The organism is Streptococcus oralis subsp. tigurinus (assembly GCF_002093545.1).
Classification (GTDB): Bacteria; Bacillota; Bacilli; order Lactobacillales; family Streptococcaceae; genus Streptococcus; species Streptococcus oralis_C.
The window spans coordinates 1-23,626 of sequence record NZ_LNVF01000012.1; the positions used below are offsets into that span (position 1 = coordinate 1).

13 protein-coding genes and 1 pseudogene are annotated in these 23,626 nt (G+C 41.3%); 5 read left to right on the plus strand and 9 right to left on the minus strand.

Annotated elements, in window-relative coordinates:
* The 7 genes and pseudogenes from ATE34_RS09645 to ATE34_RS09680 form a co-directional block, all read right to left on the minus strand.
* On the minus strand, positions 1 to 2,160 hold a 2,160-nt coding region (locus ATE34_RS09645), incomplete at its 3' end, for an Sgo0707 family adhesin (protein WP_084911889.1).
* Between the two features lie 590 nt (positions 2,161 to 2,750).
* A complete protein-coding gene (glnA, locus tag ATE34_RS09650; RefSeq protein WP_001122897.1) occupies positions 2,751 to 4,097 on the minus strand; it encodes a type I glutamate--ammonia ligase in 1,347 nt (448 codons plus the stop codon).
* 36 nt (positions 4,098 to 4,133) lie between these two features.
* Positions 4,134 to 4,490, minus strand: a complete 357-nt coding sequence (gene glnR, locus ATE34_RS09655; protein WP_000659550.1) for a transcriptional repressor GlnR — start codon at positions 4,488 to 4,490, stop codon at positions 4,134 to 4,136.
* Between the two features lie 76 nt (positions 4,491 to 4,566).
* Entirely contained in the window at positions 4,567 to 5,094 is a 528-nt protein-coding gene (locus ATE34_RS09660) for an FUSC family protein (RefSeq protein WP_084853030.1), read from the minus strand.
* Between the two features lie 133 nt (positions 5,095 to 5,227).
* Positions 5,228 to 9,875, minus strand: a pseudogene (locus ATE34_RS09665) (antigen I/II family LPXTG-anchored adhesin).
* Positions 9,876 to 10,036: 161 nt separating this feature from the next.
* Positions 10,037 to 11,236, minus strand: coding sequence for a phosphoglycerate kinase (locus ATE34_RS09670; protein WP_001096767.1), 1,200 nt, complete (start codon positions 11,234 to 11,236; stop codon positions 10,037 to 10,039).
* 242 nt (positions 11,237 to 11,478) lie between these two features.
* Positions 11,479 to 16,209, minus strand: coding sequence for an endo-beta-N-acetylglucosaminidase (locus ATE34_RS09680; protein ID WP_084911890.1), 4,731 nt, complete (start codon positions 16,207 to 16,209; stop codon positions 11,479 to 11,481).
* A gap of 333 nt (positions 16,210 to 16,542) precedes the next feature.
* Between ATE34_RS09680 and ATE34_RS09685 the strand changes: the two genes are divergently transcribed.
* Positions 16,543 to 18,174 carry a Na/Pi cotransporter family protein gene (locus tag ATE34_RS09685; RefSeq protein WP_084911892.1) on the plus strand — a complete coding sequence of 544 codons (1,632 nt, stop codon included), beginning with the start codon at positions 16,543 to 16,545 and terminating at the stop codon, positions 18,172 to 18,174.
* Positions 18,175 to 18,267: 93 nt separating this feature from the next.
* On the opposite strand, the gene ATE34_RS09690 is transcribed toward ATE34_RS09685, so the two are convergent.
* Both ATE34_RS09690 and pepA read right to left on the minus strand, forming a co-directional pair.
* Complete coding sequence (locus ATE34_RS09690) at positions 18,268 to 18,564, minus strand: bacteriocin immunity family protein (RefSeq protein WP_061598653.1); 297 nt, start codon at positions 18,562 to 18,564, stop codon at positions 18,268 to 18,270.
* Between the two features lie 18 nt (positions 18,565 to 18,582).
* The gene (gene pepA / locus ATE34_RS09695; protein ID WP_061598656.1) at positions 18,583 to 19,647 is read right to left on the minus strand and encodes a glutamyl aminopeptidase; all 1,065 of its coding nucleotides are present in this window, start codon (positions 19,645 to 19,647) and stop codon (positions 18,583 to 18,585) included.
* 237 nt (positions 19,648 to 19,884) lie between these two features.
* Between pepA and ATE34_RS09700 the strand changes: the two genes are divergently transcribed.
* From ATE34_RS09700 to ATE34_RS09715, 4 genes are all read left to right on the plus strand, one after another.
* Positions 19,885 to 20,844, plus strand: a complete 960-nt coding sequence (locus tag ATE34_RS09700) for an ABC transporter permease (protein WP_084911893.1) — start codon at positions 19,885 to 19,887, stop codon at positions 20,842 to 20,844.
* Positions 20,834 to 21,790: an iron chelate uptake ABC transporter family permease subunit gene (locus ATE34_RS09705; protein WP_009730633.1), complete on the plus strand. Its 957-nt coding sequence runs from the start codon at positions 20,834 to 20,836 to the stop codon at positions 21,788 to 21,790. The genes ATE34_RS09700 and ATE34_RS09705 overlap by 11 nt, the downstream gene beginning before the upstream one ends.
* A complete protein-coding gene (locus ATE34_RS09710) occupies positions 21,787 to 22,539 on the plus strand; it encodes an iron ABC transporter ATP-binding protein (protein ID WP_084911895.1) in 753 nt (250 codons plus the stop codon). The genes ATE34_RS09705 and ATE34_RS09710 overlap by 4 nt, the downstream gene beginning before the upstream one ends.
* Before the next feature lie 98 nt (positions 22,540 to 22,637).
* A complete protein-coding gene (locus ATE34_RS09715; RefSeq protein ID WP_061598664.1) occupies positions 22,638 to 23,609 on the plus strand; it encodes a siderophore ABC transporter substrate-binding protein in 972 nt (323 codons plus the stop codon).
* Positions 23,610 to 23,626 lie beyond the last annotated feature (17 nt).

A 23,626-nucleotide genomic window follows, 5' to 3' on the forward strand; every position in this document is an offset into this window, starting at 1 on the left:
CACCTTACCATTGGCTGGAGCTGAGTCTGATGACAAAGCCTTAAACTCATAACCGTCGAAGGTCTTTTGCTCAGTCGTATAGTCTTCGCCCACTGGGGCATTGGTCTTCACTTGAGTTGGACCTTCCAATACATTGCCATCTTCGTCAACGTATTTCACGTCCACATTACCAGTTTTTGGTGTTGGAGTTGGATTTTTTGTTGTGTTCGTATCAGCAGCAACTAGCCCATCATCAACATGAGCAGTGTTATCAATACGTTGACCTTTGACATCGGCATCTACTTTGACTTGGAAAGTAACTTTGAAAGTTTCCCCGCTAGCTACATTTTTAGTCCAAGTGAGTGTCTTATCTGTCAGTGTTCCACCATTGTCAGCAGAATTTTCCACATATGTTGTATGTTCTGGAACATTATCTGAAATTGTGACGTCTCTCGCTGAATCCGTGGTATTTGTATAAGTCACAGTATAAGTCAATGTATCATTGGCATTTGTTTCTTGACCGTCAATACTTGTACCTGTACCATCCACAACATCTTTCACAGGTTTAGTAAATTCTTCAAGTACCCATTTACCGATGAACTTCACATCTCCATTTTCAACAACTTCTGAAACCTTATCGTAACCTTTGAATACCCAGTTTCCTTCTGGAACAGATACTTTAGTAGTTGTTGGTTGAGTAGGATTTACAGTCGTTCCATTTGCAAGACCTGATACTTTAGCTGGTAACAAGTTTGTAACTTCTTGTGGAAGGGTCTTACCAGGTGTACCGCTCTCAAATTCATGAATCTTGTTGTAAAGTAAGGTCGTTGTTACCTTGTTTGATGCGAAATAAAGGTTATCTGGTTGCATAGCTACAATGTTTTCGATAGGTCCTGAAGCTTTGTCACCAACCTTATTATTTGTTACTGTATTATAAGTAATACGAATAGGTGTTCCGGCCTTATCTTTGTTCAAGTAGGCAGCAGCCATCTTGACAGTTACTTTTTGACCTGACTTCTCAACAGTATAGTCTGTATCCTTTGCCAACACAACACCATCTGCATCAACTGTAAGATCTTTGAAATCTAAACGATCATCAAAGGTATCAACGAAATCAAGGCTTGATAAAGCTGCAATGATTTCTTTACCTGGTTTTGGAATCTTGAAAAGAGTTTTATAAGTAACTGCCTCTCCTGCTTGTGCTGGGATTTGAGCTGGATCTACCTCCTTTTCTGGGGCAAACTGTACTTGTTCCATGTAAAGAGAGAAAGTTGCAGAGGCATAGTTCGCTGAACGGTAACCAAAGTTCATGGTGTTGTTAACTGAGCGTAGGGCTAAACCGGAAATATTATTTTCGGCCTCCGCACCACTTGTACCACCACCTGGGCCTGCATTCCAAACAGTTTTATCACCTTCTTGAACCGCTTCCAAATTATTGCGGTTGTTCATCACTCGCTTGTCAACGCTAGTGTTGTAATTGGTAACATAGAAAGCTTCCTTGGTATTCCATAGACCATTTGCATCAATATCAGTTGGTTTCATCACCAATTTCATGTCAGGTTCTGAACCATCTGAATACTTAAGTTCTGCTGTTATATCTGCATCAACCGTAAAGGTATTTTTCATGACATCGTCATGTGCCTCATCAACATATGCGATATTCCCAATTTCAAATTGGTTTGCTCCCCATAAATTAGAAACGTTGAAAAAGTTAACTGTTTTCTTATTAACATCAGCCATTTGAGCCGGAGCTTCTGAGTTGTTGATATAATGAAGAGTAACTTTATTAATCGTTAAATAAGCATCTACTTGCTTACCATTGACTGTTCCAGCATTGGCAAATTTCAAAGACAAAGGTTTATCAAAGGTTTGATCTTCCTTTTTGGTTTTATCTACCTTGAGGGTGAAATTTTCCATTGGATAACCAGGATATTTATGTTGTAGATCTCCAAAACCTGGAGCATCCATATGGTATTGCTGCACGGCAGATGACTTAGATACAACACTCATGTTATCCGTAGTTAACTGAAACTGGTAAAGACTTAGTGCAGAAAGATCTGTGTCATCCTTTATTTCTTGCGGTGCCGCAAAAAGGCCTTGAAACGGCAGTAAGAAAAACGCTAAAACAAAGGTTATCATTCCAACGATTGTCTTTTTAAGCCTGTTTTTCGACTTTATCATTCTTTTTCTCCTTATTAAATTTCTTTTTACTTTTTATGATTACACATAAAAAGAAATTTATTGCCATTCTCCATATGGTAAGAACTCCGTTATTAGTACCCAAATTAGTAGTTTTCTCAGCTAACCTACCAATTCTTATCAAAAGAGCTTGTCAATAAATGCTTTTTAGTTTAGCACTCAAAGTAAAAGTTAAAGACAAGAGTTATAGCTCTCAGAGAGACTAGTAACCCACACTCAATTATATCATTAATCAAGCATTTTGGGCAAGCACTTCATTAAATTTTTCTTAAACAAAAAAAGGTCAATTAAAAGCAGATATAAAAAATATTTACTTTTTTTGTAGTGTTACAATAGATGTGAGACAAAGTAGAAAATCGCCATTAAATACCATCGTTATAAAGAAAATCTAAACATAAACTTGATATCGCTTTCTGATATTTGTCAGAATATTCCCATTCTGATGCATAATTGTAAGCTAGATAAAAAATATGAATTACCTATATTTTCTATACTAAAATCTGTATCAAAATACATTTATAACTTTGCAAACGAAAAAAGATTGCCCATTCGGACAACCTCTTTTCTACTATTTAATACAAATCTAGATAATTATCAACTTCCCATTGCGACACAAAGGTTGCATAGCTAGCCCACTCGATACGTTTGGCTTCAAGGAAACTAGTGTAGATGTGTTCACCTAGGGCTGCCTTGACTACTTCATCCTCAGTCAAAGCTTTCAAGGCGTTATGAAGAGTTGATGGAAGATCAGTGATTCCAGCTTCCTTACGCTCTTCTGCTGTCATGATGTAGATATTTTCTTCGATAGGAGCTGGTGCTTCGATTTTGTTTTCAATACCATGCAAACCAACTTCCAAAAGAACCGCCATAGCGATGTATGGGTTTGCCATTGGGTCCACTGAACGCAACTCAAGACGAGTTCCCATACCACGTGAAGCTGGTACGCGCACAAGTGGCGAACGGTTACGACCAGCCCAAGCAATGTAAACAGGCGCTTCATAACCTGGAACCAAACGTTTGTATGAGTTAACTGTTGGGTTCATGATGGCAGTATAGTTGTAGGCATGCTTGATCAAACCACCAAGGAAATGGTAGGCCGTTTCAGACAACTGCATTCCTTTTGGATCATTTGGATCAAAGAAGGCATTGTTTCCTTCTGCATCAAACAAGGACATATTACAGTGCATACCTGATCCAGCGATACCAAATTTTGGTTTCGCCATAAAGGTTGCGTAAAGACCGTGTTTACGAGCAATCGTTTTAACAACGAGTTTAAAGATTTGAATCTTATCACAAGCACGGAGGACTTCATCATACTTGAAGTCAATTTCGTGTTGTCCAACCGCAACCTCGTGGTGACTTGCTTCCACTTCAAATCCCATTTTGGTCAAGACATTAACGATTTCACGACGTGTATTATCCGCAAGGTCTGTAGGTGCCAAATCAAAGTAGCCACCCTTATCATTTACCTCAAGAGTCGGATCCCCATTTTCATCCAGTTTAAATAGGAAGAATTCTGGCTCTGGTCCAAGGTTGAAGGATTTGAATCCTACTTCTTCCATATGGCGAAGAGCACGTTTCAAATTGCCACGAGGGTCACCTGCAAATGGTTTACCTTCTGTTGTATAGACATCACAGATCAAACCTGCAACACTTCCGTTTTCATCTCCCCAAGGGAAGACTGTCCATGTATCCAAGTCTGGGTACAAGTACATATCTGACTCATTGATACGTACAAAACCTTCAATAGAAGATCCATCAAACATAGCCTTGTTTGACAAGACTTTATCTAACTGTTCATCTGTAGCAGGAATTTCGACGTTTTTCATCGTTCCCAAAATATCTGAGAACATGAGACGAATAAAGGTAACATTTTTTTCCTTGACTTCACGACGAATATCTGCAGCTGTGATTGGCATGGTTTTTCTCCTTAATATATGACTACTTGCGATTGCCTAACCGCGACCAAAAGGTGAATGTGCTGAAGCAAAGCGTCCCTGCTGAAGGAGTTCATTATGAAGTGCGCGACGCACCTCTGTCTGACTCACCACTTTCTTGGACTTCGCCTCACGTTCAGCATATTTTTTCTTAATGGCAGCGATATTGTAGCCTTCAGAGATATAATCTTTGATTTCAAGCAGACGATCCATATCATTCAACGAATACATGCGACGGTTTCCTTCGTTTCGATCAGGTTTAATCAACTCTTGATCTTCATAATAACGAATCTGACGCGCCGAGAGATCGGTCAACTTCATAACACTGCCAATAGGAAAAACAGCCATATTTCGGCGAAATTCTTTTTCCTTCATTTACATTTTCCTTCTTTCTGTCTATTATAGTCTAAAAAAAGACAAACGTCAATTGATAATGTCATAAAATGTAACATTATTTTTCTTTTTTCTCTAAAAAGAGATGAATACGATCAATATCATAATTTACGAGAATTGCGACAAAAACTCCCATGAAAGTTTCCGATACACGCGCAAACACGTACAAAAATGTTTCTCCGCTTGGTATTGATAGGGTAATGATTAACATAGCCGCTACACCACCGATAACTCCTGCCTTGTTGTTCATAGCAACATTTGTCATAATGGTTAACATGGTACAAATCGGAACAACTAGTAAGGTTACCCAAAAGGCTCCATGAAATAAAGTGTTTAAGAGGAAAAAGACAAGGGCGTAAAAACCTCCGATGCTATTTCCTAAGATACGCGAAGTTCCAAAATGGACACTCTTATCAAAGCTTTCTCGTAGACTGAAGACCGCTGTTAACGCTCCGATTTGAAGCCCCTTCCAGCCAAAAAAACCAAAAATCAAGAGAACTAGAAAAACGGCAATCCCCGTTTTGAAAGTCCGCATACCAAGTTTGAACTGTGACTTATCAAATTTATATTTTTTAAAATAACTCATAATCTCAACTTTCTACTACCATTTTAACATAAATCAGTTGATTTTATGAGTGAAAATCAATAGGAAGCGTTTTTAATTTCGGACTATAAAAAAGAGGAAACAGAGTTCCTCTTTTCTATTTAACTTTTAGAGCTTAGTTGCTTTCGTCTTCTTTTCGTTTCAACTGACCAAGTCCTAAAACTCCTACTAAAGCTGCTAGACCAAGATATGGCATGTAGCTTGAATCATTTGTACCTGTTTGAGGTAGAGTAGGGTTTCCTTTTGGATTTGGATTAGAATTAGGAGTTGTTGGTTCCTCTGGTTTCTTAGGTTCTGGCGTTGTCGTGCGAACTGTATTTGAGGCGTAAGCAACTTTGTTCACAGTATTTACATAGGTATTTTCAAAAGTTCCGACAGCAATTCGTTTCATTTGAATATAAGTCTCAGCCTGGAATGGAGAATCCAACTGAATCTCTTGAAGGAATTCCTTCTTGAAGCGAATGGTAATCATTCCCTTATCTTGGTCATGTTCAACCTGTGTTTCAGCGGTTAAGTCTGTCCCTGCCTTGATAACACGACCGTCTTTCAATCGGATATCAACCTTGGCAAGAACTTTATAGTTTCCAGTGTATTGATCACCTTTTTGGTCATAATCATCTACAAAACTATAGTCATTCAAGTCCTCAGAATGATTTTGTGGAATCAAACCACCGATTAAACGATAATTGAAGTACTGGTTCAACGGAATAGTTTGGCCATCAATATTGTCACTACTTGGATCCATACTGATTGTCACATCTTTTTTAGGTGTGATTTTCGGTACATTGTTGACAACTACTTCTGTAGCATAGCCATTTCCAAAATCAATTTGGTAGGCTTTGTTTTCATACTTACCACCCGTTTGACCAAATTCAGGTTTAACTGTCATCGGATCTGTGATGAGCAATGATTTTCCTGCTGCTACATAGTTCTTGTAGAATTCGGCTGGATTATCAGCTGAGAAGAGTTGGAAAGCACCTTTAACAGTGATGTTTGCTTTCTTCAACAAGTCCTGAACTTTCTTAGGAGCAGCTTCTAAACTATCAAATTGTTGAACACTGATACCTGATACAAGGTTGCCCTCTAGATCACGAATCTTAACCAATTCTGGTTGAAGGGTTAAGGCTTCTTCTGGATAATCATCTACATAGTAGAAGCCGTTTTGGATTGCTTCCTTAGAAGATTTATCACCTTTATATTGATCCAAATCCCATGTTAATTCGTAGTAGTTCGTTGAACCAGCTAGAACTTCTTTGCCATCAATATTCACACCTTGCTTGTTCTTGTTAACTTTCAAAGGCTTGATGTAGTTGTTGTTTGGATTGTCAGGATCATTTGGTTTACCTGGAGTCGTTACACGAACAATATTTGACTTAACACCGTAGGCATCGTTGACTGTCAATGTAAAGTTATTTGTATAAGTCGCCCCATCATTCAAGACACGACCAACAACCGTTGGATAAAGAGTTTCAACAGGTTTAGTTAAATCAGCATTGTATGTTGCCAATGTCTCATCAGTAGCCTTAAAGGTTACAGTGTGACTAGCTTTGTCATAGCTTGTTTCAAAACCTTTGCTTGCAGCCTTGGTTGCTTCCAAATCAAACTGATAACCAGTTGGAAGTGGATCTACCAATACAAATGAAGTTGTTTTTGGACGACCAGCTGTCAACGCTTCTGTTTTCAACTCAAACTTCACTACAGACTGCTTAGCAACTAGAGTACGATCGATATCTACTCCATCCTCATTTTTAATTTCTTTATTAATCTGAGGTTGTGCAAATAGACGATTGTAATGGAAGTGAACTGTTGGCACCGCTGGTGGTGTTGGCAACTGCTTAGGAGTTGGTGCTACCGGCGGAGTTGGCAATGGATCATAATTTGGCTCTTCTGGTTTTGATGGCTCTGGTTGATCTGGAGTCTTAACTGGTGGAGTTGGCTCATTTTCGTAGCTTGGTGCTACTGGAGCTGGGTCCAATGGTTTCTCCGTTTCATATGTTGGCTCTTCTGGTTTTGATGGCTCCGGTTGATCTGGAGTTTTTACCGGTGGTGTTGGCTCATTTTCATAGCTTGGTGCTACTGGAGCTGGGTCCAATGGTTTCTCTGTCTCATATGTTGGCTCTTCTGGTTTTGATGGTTCCGGTTGATCTGGAGTTTTTACCGGTGGTGTTGGCTCATTTTCATAGCTTGGCGCTACTGGAGCAGGATCCAATGGTTTCTCTGTCTCATAAGTAGGAGCTTGTGGTGCAGTCGGTGCTACTGGCGGAGTTGGTTTTTCCTTGGTAATTTTTGGAACATTAACGGCACGAATCTTACCATTGAGTGAGTACCAGATGTTTGGTCTTTTACCTGTATCAACCGCCATAACTGGATCAGAAGGAACTACTAAAGTAGCAGAAGTTGCACCAACTGTCACACGGTTAGTTGTTCCTGACATTCGAATTGCTCCTGCACCATACCAAGAGTTTGGAGCATCTGATGAATCCCATCCTGAATTAGGCTGGCTATTTTTATACATTGTCCAGCGAGCTCCACCTTGCCCTTGTTTAAAGTTCAGGGTTTCTGTGGCATAAATCTTTCCGTCTTTTTCTCCAACAGAGGAACCAGAAATTTTAATAAAGTTACCAGTGTAATCCTTGGCCATCTCAATAGAATTATTTTCTCTATTTAGAGATGCTACTGAAAGAAGGGCATTGTCAAAATTAATTGGTTGGTCATTTTCATCATAGAAGGTAAATTCATTTTTAATGAAAATTGAAGTCCCTTTTTCAACATCACCAGTGTAAGCAGAAGCAAAGACTCCCAAAGTTGGGTCACTAAAGATTCCCAACCAAACTTTCCCAGTAGGATTTTGGAATTTTGAAGATGGATCTACAGTATATTTATAAACAATCTTCGAAATCTTTTTACCGTTGTAGTATGAATTCTGAAGGTTGGTATAAGTCGCAGTTACGCTTTGCCCACGTTCTAGAAGAACAGAGCCCCATTTAACTTCTGTTTTATTTCCTACATTGGTAGTCCAATCAGATTTGTCTCCAATATTACCATACAATTCCACTGAAGAAGTAGTCGCACCGTTCTCCAAGTTCTTGACATTGAGATTGTCTAACTGAAGATTTTTCTTGCCATATTGTACTGTGTCTTTCTTAAAGGCTTCATCAACTGCTGCTGCTGTAAGAAGTTTTCCTTCTGTTTTAAGGTCCAGTTGAGCTTTTGGTTCTAAATCATAAACCAAACTCTGAGCTGATGGCTTAGACAAGTAACCATCTTTATCTTTATTCTTTTCAAGTTCTTCAAGAGCTGCCTTAATTTTGGCCTGCTCATCCTGATAAGCCTTAAGCTTGGCTGGATACTCATCTACATCTTTCTTATACTTGGCAAGATCAGCTTCATATTTTGCTAATTTAGCTTCATAATCTGTTTTAGCCACGGCATTACGTTGCTTGATTTCTTCATTCTCAGCTTTAAGCACTGCATTTTTGGCCTTGTTGTCTTCAACAGCCTTTTCATAGGCTGCTTTTGCATCGGCATTTGCTTTTTGAACGCGAGCTAGTTCTGTCTGATAAGCTGCTAGCTTAGTTTGGTAGTCTGTTTCGTTAGCTGCATTCGCTTGTTTAACTTCCGCCAAATCTGCTTCGTATTTCTTCATCGCAGCTTCATAAGTCGATTTTGCAGCAGCGTTACGTTGCTTAATCGCTTCATTTTCAGCTTGAATGGCTGTATTTTTTGCAGTATTTTCTTTTACTGCTTTATCATATGCCTCTTTAGCTTCAGCATTAGCTTTTTGTACTCGAGCTAATTCTGTCTGGTAAGCTGCTAATTTAGCTTGATAATCAGCATCATTATCTTCTTTAGCTTTCTTAATAGCTGCAAGATCTGCTTCATACTGCTTCATACTGCTTCATCGCCGCGTCATAGTTCGCTTTTGCAGTTTCATTACGTTGTTTAATGGCTTCATTTTCAGCTTGAAGCGCTTCGTTTTTCTCAGTATTTTCTTTTACTGCTTTTTCATAAGCCTCTTTAGCTTCAGCATTAGCTTTTTGTACTCGAGCTAATTCTGTCTGGTAATCTGAAAGTTTATTTTGATAATCCTGTTGACTATCTTCATTTGCTTTTTTGACAGTTGCTAAATCTTTTTGATATTGTGCTAGCTTAGCCTCATATTCTGCTTTAGCTGTTGCATTGGCAGTATTGATTTTTTCAACTTCTTCTTGATGACTTTTTAGATCTTTTTGATACTTGTCATCCGCTGCTTTGTTTTCAGCATTGATTTTATCTGTTTCAGCCTGATGAGTTGCTGCTGCTTTTTTATATGCTTCAGTAGATGTCTTTATTTCTTCAGCCTGTTTAGCATAATCACTTTTGATTTCATCTTGTTTTTGTGCATTCTCTGTAGCAGTTGTGGCTGTTCCTTTGTCTTTTGTTTCATCTTGAACCACCTTAACTCCTGCAGTTTTTGCATCAGCAACGGCTTTATCCAAATCAGCTGATGATACTTCTACTGGCAAAGCTGAGTCTTTGGAACCAGCCTTAGCTTGGCTTTCTTTGGCAACTTGGCTCATTTCACCCTGAGCTTCAGGTAAATTTGTGGCCGGGTTTCCTGTAGTAGCCACCTCAACTGTACTTGTACTAGTTGTCTCTGTAACTTCATCAGCAAAAACTGCCTGATCTGCAAAAGCAATCAAAGCAGTTCCTAAAACAGCACCACACAATGTTTTCGCAACTTTGCTTTTACGAAATCCATAGACTTCTTTTTTATTTTTCATTATAAGCCATTTCCTTATCTAAATTTAGTCGTTACTTCCTATATTAACACTTCACAAGGCAAGATGCAAATATTTAATCCTTTTCTTTTCATATATGCAATAATATACATTTAAAAAGGTACAAAAAAGAAGATGGCGAAACCATCTTCTTAATTATACTCTTATTTTTCTGTGAGTGCAGCCAATCCTGGCAATACTTTACCTTCAAGGAGTTCCATTGATGCTCCACCACCAGTAGAGATCCATGAGAACTTGTCTGCACGACCAAGGTTGATAGCTGCGGCAGCTGAGTCACCACCACCGATGATTGATTTCACGCCTGGTTGTTTCACGATAGCGTCCATAACACCGATTGTACCAGCTTGGAAGTCTGGGTTTTCAAATACACCCATTGGTCCGTTCCATACAACTGTCTTCGCACCAGTCAATTCTTGATCGAATTTAGCGATAGATTTTGGACCGATGTCAAGACCAAGGAAACCTGGGTCAACTGCTTCACCTTCAGTGTCTTTCACTTCAGTGTAGTCAGCAAATGCGTTTGCTTCTTTTGAGTCAACTGGCAAGATCAATTTGCCGTTTGCTTTTTCAAGAAGAGCTTTCGCAACATCCAATTTGTCTTCTTCAACAAGTGAGTTACCGATTTCGATACCTTGTGCTTTGTAGAATGTGTAAGTCATCCCACCACCGATAAGAACTTTATCAGCTTTTTCAAGCAAGTTTTCGATAACACCGATCTTGTCTGAAACTTTTGAACCACCAAGGATAGCCACGAATGGACGTTCTGGAGCTTCAACAGCTTCTTGGATGTAAGCAATTTCGTTTTCAAGAAGGAAACCAGCAACAGCTTTTTCAACGTTTGCTGAGATACCAACGTTAGATGCGTGTGCACGGTGAGCTGTACCGAATGCATCGTTTACGAAGATACCATCTCCAAGTGATGCCCAGTATTTACCAAGTTCAGGATCATTTTTAGATTCTTTCTTGCCATCAACATCTTCGAAACGAGTGTTTTCAACCAAGAGAACTTGTCCATCTTCAAGAGCGTTGATTGCTGCTTCCAATTCAGCACCACGTGTAACACCTGGGATAAATTTAACTTCTTGTCCTAACTTAGCAGCCAAGTCAGCAGCTACAGGAGCGAGTGATTTACCTTCTTTGTCTGCTTCTTCTTTTACACGGCCAAGGTGAGAGAAGAGGATTGCACGTCCACCTTGTTCAAGGATGTACTTGATAGTTGGAAGAGCTGCAGTGATACGGTTGTCATTAGTAATCACGCCATCTTTAACAGGTACGTTGAAGTCAACACGAACGAGAACTTTTTTCCCTTTCAAGTCAACGTCTTTAACAGTCAATTTTGCCATTAGATATGACTCCTTCTTTTTTTATACGTGTTAATTATATCACAAAATCAACAAAAGAGATAGAAAAACCCTAAACTTTTCTTGTTCTTTCTTATAATTAAAACTAGCATTTTTTAAAATCAAATCTAGAAAAACCTTATCAAATAAGTAATCAATGCGAGATAAAATAATCAAAACAAGGTTTGACTGCAGCCAAACCTTGTTTTTAGTTTTTATGAGGAAATCCAAGAATTCTAAATCGATTAGTCTTCTTTCTTCTTTCTAGCAAGCAAGCCATAACCACTCATTGCTCCGAGAAGTCCCAGAGCTACTAGACTGGCATCTGTTTCAACACCAGTATTTGGAAGTTGATTTTTTGCTTTTTCTGCTTTGACTGGTGTTTCCACCATTGAATTGTCTGTACTTGGTACTAGCTGTTCAACTTTTTCCTTGGTACCAATTTCAACAATTTCTGGGACAGCTTCCTTGAGAACTTCAGTCGAACGAAGGGTACGATTGCCTTGGGCATCTACTTCTACTAGACGACGAACTTGACCTTCCACACCTGCTTGAACTAGCTGGCGTTGTCCTTTGAGAAGAGCTGCATTTGGTCGTTCCTGATGTTCGAAGGAAACTGTTCCCTCTTCAACTTCCAGTTTCGGAGTTTCTAGAACTAAATCTTTCACACCCTCAGCCGGTTGGTTACTTGACAGAACTTTTGTTCCAACTTCTGTGATTTCTGGGATAGCTTCCTTGAGAACTTCAGTTGAACGAAGGGTGCGATTGCCTTGGGCATCTACTTCAACTAGACGACGAACTTGGCCTTCCGCTCCTGCTTGAACTAGCTGGCGTTGTCCTTTGAGAAGCTCGGCGTTTGGTCGCTCCTGACGTTCAAAGGCTGTTGTTTCAGTTTCAATAACTAGTTCAGGGAGAGCTTCAACCGTTGGAGCCACTTCATTTGGATCCATGCTTCCAACATGATGGCTTTCTTCTGCAGGTGCTAGTTTCTTATTCAACTTTTCTTTCATTTCCGCAAAAGCTTGTGGTGTTGGCATCTCTGAAGCCAACAAAGTTTCTGCTTGTTCAATCAACTCAGCTTTAGGATCTTTTTCACGGATAGATTCGAGCAAACCTTCTAATTCTTCTCTAGCTGTCTGATAACGCTGATTTCCATCCAAGTCTGTCCCTGCTTGTTTCAACTCATTCAAAGCCCGGTTGACTTCTTCTTGGCTAGCATTGTGGTTTTCTGCTACAGCTTTCGCTGCATTGAGCTTCTCTACTAGTACTGCTTGTTTGTCCTCGCTAGAGAAGGTGTAGGCAAGGGTTGACTGACGGCCTTGGGCAGCAGTGATTTCTTGTTTGAGGTACTCATCATTGACTGCAGCCTTTGGAGAAACCAAAACATCAAACTCAGCGGTGTGTCCCTTGTAATGCAAGGTCAAGGTCTGGCGTCCAGTCTTTTGAGAACCGTAGCCCGTAATTTCAACACCTTGATCAGTAAAGCTGTGAGTCTCTTCTGTCTCATCATCATAGAGAACTCCGAAGCGACCTTCAGAGAGATCCAGTTGATCCCCTACTAGATAGTCTGTTTTTGGTTTCTTCGTAATGTACAAGCCCGCTACTTCTTTTGGTTTTCCTTCATCTTGACCAGTCACTTGTACTTTTAAGTCACTAGTAACTGGAAGTCCAAGGTAGCTAACTGTGAGCTTCTGTTCCCCTTTTTGATGAGCGTCGTATCCAGATACCGTCACACCTGAGTGAGTAAGGTTAATCAGCTCGTCGGCTTGTCCCCCTTCGTATTGAACACGGAGTGTTCCGCCTCTGAGATCAAGTTTTTCTCCCTCTTTGTAAACCGTCTTTTTAGGTTCTTTGTCCAGGCTAACCGCAGAAATTTTTCTCTCATCCTGCGGAATCGCTACTGCCAAGGTGTTACTGATTTCTTTGCCAGGTAGTTGGGTACGATAATAGAGGAGATTTGGTTGCTTGTCAAAGGCCAATGGTACTGTTGCTAGGTCGTCACCATTTTCAGACTTCAAAGTTGCAATTGGTGTTTGTGAATCCGCCTTGTCGTAAACGGTGATGGTTGCACCTGCCGGAACATCAGAGAAGCCAAGTTGAACTTGATGGTTTCCAAGTGAACGGGCAGCTACCTTAGCCATTGGAATATTTTGACTTTCTGTGTCCAAGGTTTCGTACATCTTCCAGTTGTAGATACGAATGGCTTTCCATGGTGTCCCGTTATCTGAAGTGATAACTTTTAGGCGCCAGTCTTGAGCGGTGATTGGTTTATCAAGGGTGATATCCGTCACGTGCGCTTTATTGCCACGGACTTCCTTAGCTAACTTCCATTCACCATCCGCATCCTTATAATAAAGGTCAAAGTCTTTGGTGTTCATCAAACCATCGTTTACGGATTCTCCACCAGCTCCCGCATGATCCATGACCCATCTAACAACACGACGTGGTTGGGTCAAACGAATATCTACACTACCACTCAACTGAGCTGAAGACCACTTGTCTGACAGACTTGTAATCGTACCGTTCAACATGCCTTCGATGCCTTCCCCGCCTTCAGTATTCGGGAAAGTGCTACCAATAACCGTTGCCCCTGGAACAATATTTTCAGCCAAAGGTCTTGGGAGAGTTGTATCCTGAACAGTCATGCCCCAGTTAAATGATGCAGTTGCAGCTTCTGAACGGAGGCCATTTTTACCAACTGCAACGACTTTCAATTCTTGAGTCGTACCAGTCGCATTAGCAGAACGGCTAACTTTTGGCAAGTAGATGGTTGAAGCAGATGAACCTGTCAATAAGCGCCAGTTGTCACCGTCTTTTTCGTAGACTTCATAGAAATCTGCATCTTGGTTACCCGTAAATTGAACCACTGCTTCAGCTTCTTGGGCATTCTTGAGAGATTGTTTCACAACAGAAAGTCCCGTCAGCGCTTGTGGTGCTTGGTGATTGTCTGAAATTGTTAATTGACCTAAGTTGAACTGATAATCTTTTACAGCACCTTCATGTTCGAAGAAGAGTTTAACTGCATAGATAGTCTTTCCTGCTAGTGAGCTGAGGTCAAATTCTTCATTTGTCCAGTTATCAGAGAGAGTCAGTTCTTTCCATGCAGCTGCATCCTCAAATTTGTAGTCTGGAGTCGTAGAGAAGGCCATATAAACTTTCGAGCCTTTTCCTCCCTTATGGGCAACACGAAGTTTGGTTTTCTCCGTTACTTCTAGTTTGGTAGAATACAAATTCACATCCTGGTCCGTCTTACCAGCTACATCACCTGAGAATTTAAGAGAGTTCCCACCATTATAGGCATCTGTAAAATCATATTCTGCATGAAGTTTTTCACCTGTCGAAGTCTGCCACCAGCGCCATGTTGGCAAAACACCTGAAACAGAACGGTAGTTCCACTCAGAATCCTTAGAAACTTTACCGTCAACAAACCATTTTCTACCATGACCTGTATTAAAAGAGGTCGTGAAGGTCCGGCCTACTGCTGGAGTGCGGTCCGCAACTAAATTAGCAATTCCATACCACTCTTTATCACCTGGTTTTTGAGCTGTTGGATCCCCTTGGTAACCTGTAAAGAAGATGTCTTCGTTCTTGTGGTAGTCTTCACCTGTTTTTCCTAGACTGGTAATCGTATCTGGTGCAAAAAGTCCAAGTGACAAGCGCAACTTGCCATTTTCATCTAAGAGAGCATCCCAGTTGACCTTGGTCTTATATGAACCACCTTGCTGCAATTCCAAGCCTGCAAAGACATCATATTGACTACGCTCTAGCCATTTAGCCATCTCTACGGAGTGGTCATTCTTTTCCTTGTTCCAGTTGAAATTGGCAAAAAATTGATCTGCAGGGACCTTGTCACCTTCTTTTTGCATGAACTGATAGTTGTAATCGCCTAGACCATCTTCGTGGTAACGACCGTATTTGTAGGTCATGGCATCGTACCAAGCATACTTGATTGGATGGTTGACTTTGGCTGCGTATTCTTTTGTATAGAGCATGAATTGGCGCATTTTTTCACCAAGAGGTTCTACCAATTCACCCGTTGTTTCTTGGTTGATGAAATAGCCATCAAAGCCATAGTACTTAGCGAGTTCAACGAGTTTGCGTGCAATTGGGAAAGTGCCATCTTCATCTTGTTTCAAGGCAGCGGCAAATTTCTCTTGGTCAGCAATGCTGTTTGACCAGTTGAAAAAGAGGGTTCCATAAACGGGAACTCCGTTGCGGTGCCCTGCATCAATGACATCGGGAGTTGGAACTAGACCTTCCCAGAAGACCATTGAATCCAAGTATTGCCAGTAGTCAAAAGCGTAGGCCTTGAATTCTTCTCCACCAACTGAAGCATGGTCTTTGGCCTTTGAGTTGGTGTTTGCTAGTGCTTGAACCTTGGCTCTTCTGCTTGCTTTTTCGTTAACCAACTGACCTCTGTGGCGCTTGGCGAGTTCAACTGAGGAACGGTTAATGGGATCATCCTCACGCGCACCCGGTTCCCATTTCAACAAATCTTCCCATGTATCAAATTTGATTTCTTTTGGTCGGAGACTCTTTTCTTCATTTTTAGGAACGTCTGCTAGAGTCGGTTTGTCGGCTTTCTTCTCAGCAACTTGAGGAGCTTCCTCTGATTTGACTTCTTCTTTTCCAGTTGGTTGAGCAGGTTTGTCAGCTTTATCCGTCGGAGCAGGCTTTGCTTCTTCTTTTTCATTAACTAGATCCGTTATTGCTGGAGTGTTTTCTGAAATAGGTTGCTCAGCTACTGTGTTCTCTGTTTCCTCTAATTGCTTTTCGATAGCTGCGGTGTCTGGATTAGTTGTTTCACTGGCACTTGTCGCTTGAGTGCTCGTATTAGTAGCTGTTTCAGGGGCAGAGACCTGTTCGGCAAGAGCTGGGCTTGCGAATAGAGCTGAACCAATCATCAAGGAACAAGCCCCGATTGACAGTTTACGAATACTGTAACGGCAACGTTTTTCAAAAAATAGATCTTTCATCTTATCCTCCCAATAAAATATAAAGTAAGCGCTTTACTTTTTTGATAAAAAGTAACTGTTCTCAGTGCTCACCACCAGAACAGGATCATCTTCATTTTATCCTATATGAAAGCGATGTCAATCTATTTAACATAAAAACTATAACTAGGATAATAATCAGTAAAATTTGGACACAATCCTATAAATCATCTATCTTAAAGGGAAACTATCTCTCATTTTAAAAGAAAGTTCTTGTTTCTCATGAAAATTTCAGCTAAACACTTGTGAGATTTACTTTTATCCTTTAAAATAGAATAGGAGAAATTCCGTTATTATTTTTCGGAGGAAAAAGAAATGTCCATTAATTGGCAGGAAATTTTATTTCACTTTTTAGGTGGTCTGGGACTATTTTTATATAGTATCAAGACCATGGGAGACGGTTTGCAACAAGCTGCTGGAGATCGCCTTCGTTTTTACATTGACAAATATACCAGCAATCCCTTCTTCGGTGTGCTGGTTGGTATCGGTATGACGGCGCTGATTCAATCAAGTTCTGGTGTTACAGTCATTACAGTGGGACTTGTCAGTGCAGGACTTTTGACCTTGCGTCAGGCTATCGGTATTGTCATGGGTGCCAATATTGGAACCACCGTTACATCCTTTATCATCGGTTTTAAGCTAGGAGATTACGCCTTACCTATGCTCTTTATCGGAGCAGTTTGTCTCTTCTTCACCAAGAATCGCTCCATCAATAACATTGGACGGATTATCTTTGGTGTAGGAGGTATCTTCTTCGCTCTCAATCTTATGAGCGGTGCAATGGAACCCCTAAAAGACCTGCAAGTCTTTAGAGACTACATGGTTGAACTAAGTAAGAGTCCTATTCTAGGTGTCTTTGTCGGAACTGGACTGACCCTACTCATTCAGGCTTCATCCGCAACTATCGGTATCTTACAGAACCTGTACGCAAGTGGTTTGATTGACCTACAAGGTGCCCTACCGGTCTTGTTTGGTGATAATATCGGAACGACCATTACAGCCATCATTGCTTCTCTTGGAGCCAATATCGCTGCCAAACGTGTTGCCGGTGCCCACGTTGCCTTTAATGTGATTGGTACGGTTATCTGTATTGTCTTCCTTGTACCTTTCACTGGCTTGATTCAATGGTTTGAATCTGCACTCAATCTAGCTCCAGAAATGACCATCGCCTTTGCACACGGGACCTTTAATATTACAAATACCATTATCCAGTTCCCATTCATCGGTGCCTTAGCTTACCTTGTAACCAAGCTCATTCCTGGTGAAGATGAAGTTGTTAAATACGAGGCTCTCTACTTGGATGAACAACTCATCAAACAGGCGCCTTCTATCGCTCTAGGAAATGCCAAAAAAGAACTTCTTCACTTGGGGAACTATGCTGCAAAAGCTTTTGACCTTTCTTATAGCTATATCATCGGTTTGGATGAAAAGGTAGCTGAAAAAGGGCACAAGACAGAGGAAGCCATCAACACCATCGATGAAAAACTCACTCGTTACCTCATCAGACTCTCAAGCGAATCCTTGAGCCAAAAGGAAAGCGAAATCTTAACCAATATCCTCGATTCGTCTCGTGATTTGGAACGGATTGGAGACCACGCAGAAGGTTTGATCAACCTAACAGACTATCTCCAACGTAAGAATGTCCACTTCTCTGAGGCCGCTTTAAAAGAGCTAGCTGAGATTTATCATGCCACCACTGAGTTTATCAAGGACGCCCTTGATAGTGTGGAAAATAACGATATTGAAAAGGCTCAAAGTCTGATTGAACGCCATAAAGAAATCAACAATATGGAACGCATCCTCAGAAAGACCCATATCAAACGCCTTAATAAAGGTGAGTGTTCAACACAAGCCGGGGTCAACTTTATCGACATCATTTCCCATTACACTCGTGTATCTGACCACGCCATGAACCTTGCTGAAAAGGTCATCGCTGAACAAATTTAATAGGTAAGAAGCCACCTTGACTTAGGTGGTTTTTTCGTCTCTTAATCAAGAATATTTTTTCTAACGTAAAAAATGCTTTAATTCACAATGGAATCAAAGCATTTTAAATAACTCTCCAAACATAATAGCAGAAACCGCGGTTCCTCTGTACTTAGCTTCTTCTCTTTTGATAAAGCGAGCCAAGTTGAGCAACTCAGGTGCTGGGTGTTTGGGATTGGTGAGCAATTCACGGGTGACCAGTCCTGAGAGTCGGACTGCTAGTAATTGCTCATTTGTAGTAGGTAGTTTTTTAGCAGTCTCTAGGAGAGCAGCAACTAAATATTCACTCAAGCCCTGACGGGCATGGTTATAGAGATCTTTTATAAGACTTTCTAGGTTTGGTTCTACCATCCCGACACTCCCTTATGCTTAATAATTTTTAATCAAATCAACAGTTGAGCGGTCCAATTTTTTCACCAAGGCTTGCAAGAAAGCTTGAGCTTCTAGGAAGTCATCCATAGCGTAGAGGGTTTGGTGAGAATGGATATAACGAGCGCAGACACCGATAGTTGTAGATGGGACACCACCATTTTTCAAATGAGCCGCTCCAGCGTCTGTTCCGCCTTTTCCACAGTAGTATTGGTACTTGATGCCAGCTTCTTCAGCCGTTGTCAAAAGGAAATCCTTCATACCTGGGAGGAGCAAGTGACCTGGATCATAGAAGCGAATCAAGGTTCCATCCCCAATCTTGCCTTGGCCACCATAAACATCACCAGCAGGTGAACAGTCAACAGCTAGGAAAACTTCTGGATCAAACTTAGTTGTAGATGTATGAGCGCCACGCAGACCAACTTCTTCTTGGACATTGGCACCAAGATAGAGTTCATTTCCGAGTTTTTGACCTGAAAGGGCTTCTGCTAGCTCGCTAACCATGAGAACCCCGTAGCGGTTGTCCCAAGCTTTTGAGATGATATTCTTTTCATTGGCTGTAAGAATTGCGCTACTATCAGGGACAATCGTGTCACCAGGACGGATGCCAAAACTTTCTGCCTCAGCCTTGTCTGCAAAACCACCATCAAAAACGATATCCGAGATAGCAGGCATGGTTGGTCCGCCCTTTCCACGTGTCAAATGTGGAGGAACAGAACCTGAGATTACAGGAATTTCACGACCGTCACGAGTAAAGAGTTTGAAACGTTGGCTGCTGACTACCATTGGATTCCAACCACCAATTTCAACGACACGGAAGGTACCATCTGGCTTAATCTCACTGACCATAAAACCAACTTCGTCCATGTGAGAAGCGACTAAGACGCGTGGTGCATCCGTAGCTTCTGAATGTTTAATTCCGAAAATACCACCCAAGCCATCTGTCACTACTTCATCCACATGCGGAGTCAACTTTTCACGAAGATAAGTCCGGACAGGCGCTTCATGACCTGAGATCGCAGCAAGCTCTGTTACTTCTTTGATTTTTGAAAATAATGTTGTCATATCAGTTCCTTCTTTCTGTCCTCCATTTTACCACTTTTTATAAGAGAAGGATAGTGGGAAGGTGGATTGGTTTTTACTCAGTTTTTCCAATAAAAGAGAGTGGCAGATGTAATTTCAGGAATTTTTCTTTCTTTTTACATTAAATTGTCAGAAAAATTATTGACAGATTAAAAAAATCGTGTTACATTTATATCCGCAGGTATCTTTCGATACCAAATCTACACGAAAGGACGGGGTATGAAACTCTCTCATATTTTAACAGGCTTACTTCTACTCCTAGTCTTTCTCTCCATTACCATTGGAACCAGTGATTTTTCTTGGGAAAAATTCTTTGCTTTTGACCAGCAGACCTGGCTTCTCTTTCAAGAGTCTCGTCTTCCAAGAACCATCAGTATTCTCCTCGCAGCCTCCAGTATGAGCATGGCAGGACTCCTCATGCAGACCATTACCCAAAATCAGTTTGCTGCACCAAGCACAGTTGGAACGACTGAAGCCGCCAAACTGGGAATGGTGCTAAGCCTCTTTGTCTTTCCGTCTGCGAGTCTGACCCAAAAGATGCTCTTTGCTTTTGGCTCATCTATTTTATTTACCCTCTTCTTCCTGGCCTTTATGACTATTTTTTCTGTAAAGGAAAGGTGGATGTTGCCCTTGATCGGTATCATCTATAGTGGGATTATCGGTTCTATCACAGAAGTTATCGCCTATCGTTTCAATCTGGTTCAGAGTATGACGGCCTGGACCCAGGGCTCCTTCTCCATGATTCAGACCCATCAGTATGAGTGGCTCTTCTTAGGCCTCATTATCCTGATAGCCGTTTGGAAATTATCCCAAACTTTTACCATCATGAATCTAGGGAAAGAAACCAGTGAAAGTTTGGGGATTTCTTACTCCCTACTGGAAAAACTGGCCCTCTTTCTCATTGCATTAACGACAAGCGTCACCATGATTACCGTGGGTGCCTTGCCTTTTCTCGGGGTCATCGTTCCCAATCTGGTCCGCAAGCGCTATGGAGATAACCTGAGTCAAACCAAACTCATCGTCGCTCTGGTCGGAGCCAATCTGGTTCTAGCCTGCGACATCCTCTCTCGAGTTCTCATTCGGCCCTATGAGCTGTCTGTCAGTCTCTTGCTAGGAATCATCGGTAGCCTCTTCTTTATCCTGCTTCTATGGAGAGGGGGACGAAAAGATGCAGTTTAAAAGCAAACATACCAAGCTCTTCTGCCTTCTCATTATTCTGGCCATCGTAGCTTGTCTCCTCTACTTTTGGCCTATCACCCAGCTGTCTGCCTTTGCTTGGAAACTTCGTTCTCAAAAGATTGTCGTTTATCTCTTGGTAGCTATCGCGACAGGGATTTCGACCATTAGTTTTCAAACCCTGACGGAAAATCGCTTCCTGACACCTAGTATTTTGGGAATCGAATCCTTCTATGTCTTGCTACAAACCCTGCTACTGGTTTTTGAAAGCAAATTTCTACAGCTTGAAAAGTCTCCTGTCTTAGAATTTTTAATCTTACTTCTTGTCCAATCCCTCTTCTTTCTTGCCTTACAAGGCTACTTGAAGACACTGATGAAACAAGATCTGGTCTTCATTCTGCTAATCTGTCTAGCACTCGGAAGTCTCTTTCGAAATATCAGTACCTTCCTCCAAGTCCTGATGGATCCAAATGAATACGATAAACTGCAGAACAGTCTCTTTGCCTCCTTTCAGCATCTCAACACTTCCATCCTAGCCATCGGTTCTCTAATCATCCTCGCTTTGACAATCTTTTTCTTTCGAAAAGCAGTTATTCTGGATGTCTTGCACCTGCAAAGAGAAACGGCTCAGATACTGGGACTCGATGTTGAAAAAGAACAGAGAGAACTCCTCTGGGGCATCGTACTTTTGACCTCAACGGCAACTGCCTTGGTAGGACCTATGGCCTTCTTCGGCTTTATGCTGGCCAATCTCACTTACCTGATTGTCAAAGATTATCGACACAAGTTACTCTTTATCGTGGCTATTCTGATTGGATTTATTAGCTTGACCTTGGGGCAAGCCCTCATTGAACGAGTCTTTGCACTGGAAATTCGCATCAGCATGATTATCGAGAGTGTGGGTGGCTTCTTATTCTTTATCTTACTTTATAGGAGGGCACGTCGGTGAAACTGGAAAACATTGACAAATCCATTCAAAAACAGGATATTTTGCAAGACATTTCGCTTGAAGTCAGTCCTCAGAAACTGACAGCCTTTATTGGTCCAAATGGTGCTGGAAAATCAACTCTCCTCTCCATTATGAGCAGACTAATCAAGAAGGATCAGGGAATTCTCAGTATCAAAGGTCGTGAAATTGAAAGTTGGAATTCGCAAGAACTGGCTCGAGAGCTTACCATCCTAAAGCAGAAAATTAATTATCAAGCCAAATTGACTGTTGAAGAATTGGTCAGCTTTGGACGTTTTCCCTACAGCCGTGGTCGACTGAGAGCAGAAGACTGGGGAAAAATCCGAGAAACTCTGGACTATCTGGAACTGACAAGCTTAAAAGACCGCTATATCGATAGTCTGTCTGGAGGACAGCTTCAACGTGTCTTTATCGCTATGGTACTGGCCCAGGATACAGACTTTATCTTGCTAGACGAACCGCTCAACAATCTCGATATCAAGCAAAGTGTCAGCATGATGCAGATTCTTCGGCGACTGGTGGAGGAACTTGGCAAAACCATTATCATCGTCCTCCACGATATCAACATGGCTAGCCAATATGCGGATGAAATTGTTGCCTTCAAGGATGGTCAAGTCTTTTGCAAGGGAACGACTGCTCAAATCATGCAGGCTGACCTGCTCAGTCAACTCTATGAGATTCCCATCACGCTGGCTGATATCAATGGCAAAAAGATCTGTATCTATAGCTAGTAACATAGAAACTCGAGTTAGAAAACCCTCTGTCTCTTAGCTAACAAGCCTATCTAAGAGACCCCTACATCGTTATCACATTTTAAAAAGGAGAAATCATGAAAACATCCCTTAAACTTTATCTCACAGCCCTAGCGGCTAGCTTCTTGCTCCTACTTGGTGCATGTAGTACAAATACAAACTCAAGCACTAGTAAGACGGAGTCAAGTAGCTCTGCTCCAACAGAGATAACCATTAAAAATTCATTAGACGAGGTCAAACTTTCAAAGGTTCCTGAAAAGATTGTGACCTTTGATCTCGGTGCTGCGGATACTATTCGCGCTTTAGGATTTGAAAAGAATATCGTCGGAATGCCTACAAAAACTGTTCCGACTTACCTAAAAGATCTTGCAGGAAATGTCAACAATGTGGGTTCCATGGTTGAGCCAGACCTAGAAGCCATTGCTGCTCTTGAACCGGATTTGATTATCGCTTCTCCACGTACCCAAAAATTCGTAGACAAATTCAAAGAAATCGCCCCAACTGTGCTCTTCCAAGCAAGCAAGGACGACTACTGGACTTCAACCAAGGCCAACATCGAATCCCTAGCAAGTGCCTTCGGTGAAACTGGTACACAGAAAGCCAAGGAAGAATTGGCTAACCTGGACAAGAGCATTCAGGAAGTCGCTACTAAAAACGAAAGTTCTGACAAAAAAGCCCTTGCTATCCTCCTCAATGAAGGAAAAATGGCTGCCTTTGGTGCCCAATCTCGTTTCTCTTTCTTGTATCAAACCTTGAAATTCAAGCCAACAGACACTCAATTTGAAGACTCTCGTCATGGCCAGGAAGTAAGCTTTGAAAGTGTCAAAGAAATCAATCCTGACATCCTCTTTGTCATCAACCGTACCCTTGCCATCGGTGGGGACAACTCAAGCAACGATGGCGTCCTAGAAAATGCCCTCATCGCCGAGACTCCTGCTGCTAAAAACAGTAAAATCATCCAACTAACACCAGACCTCTGGTATCTAAGTGGTGGCGGTCTTGAATCAACCAAACTCATGATTGAAGACGCACAAAAAGCTTTGAAATAAACAAGAAAACCCAACAT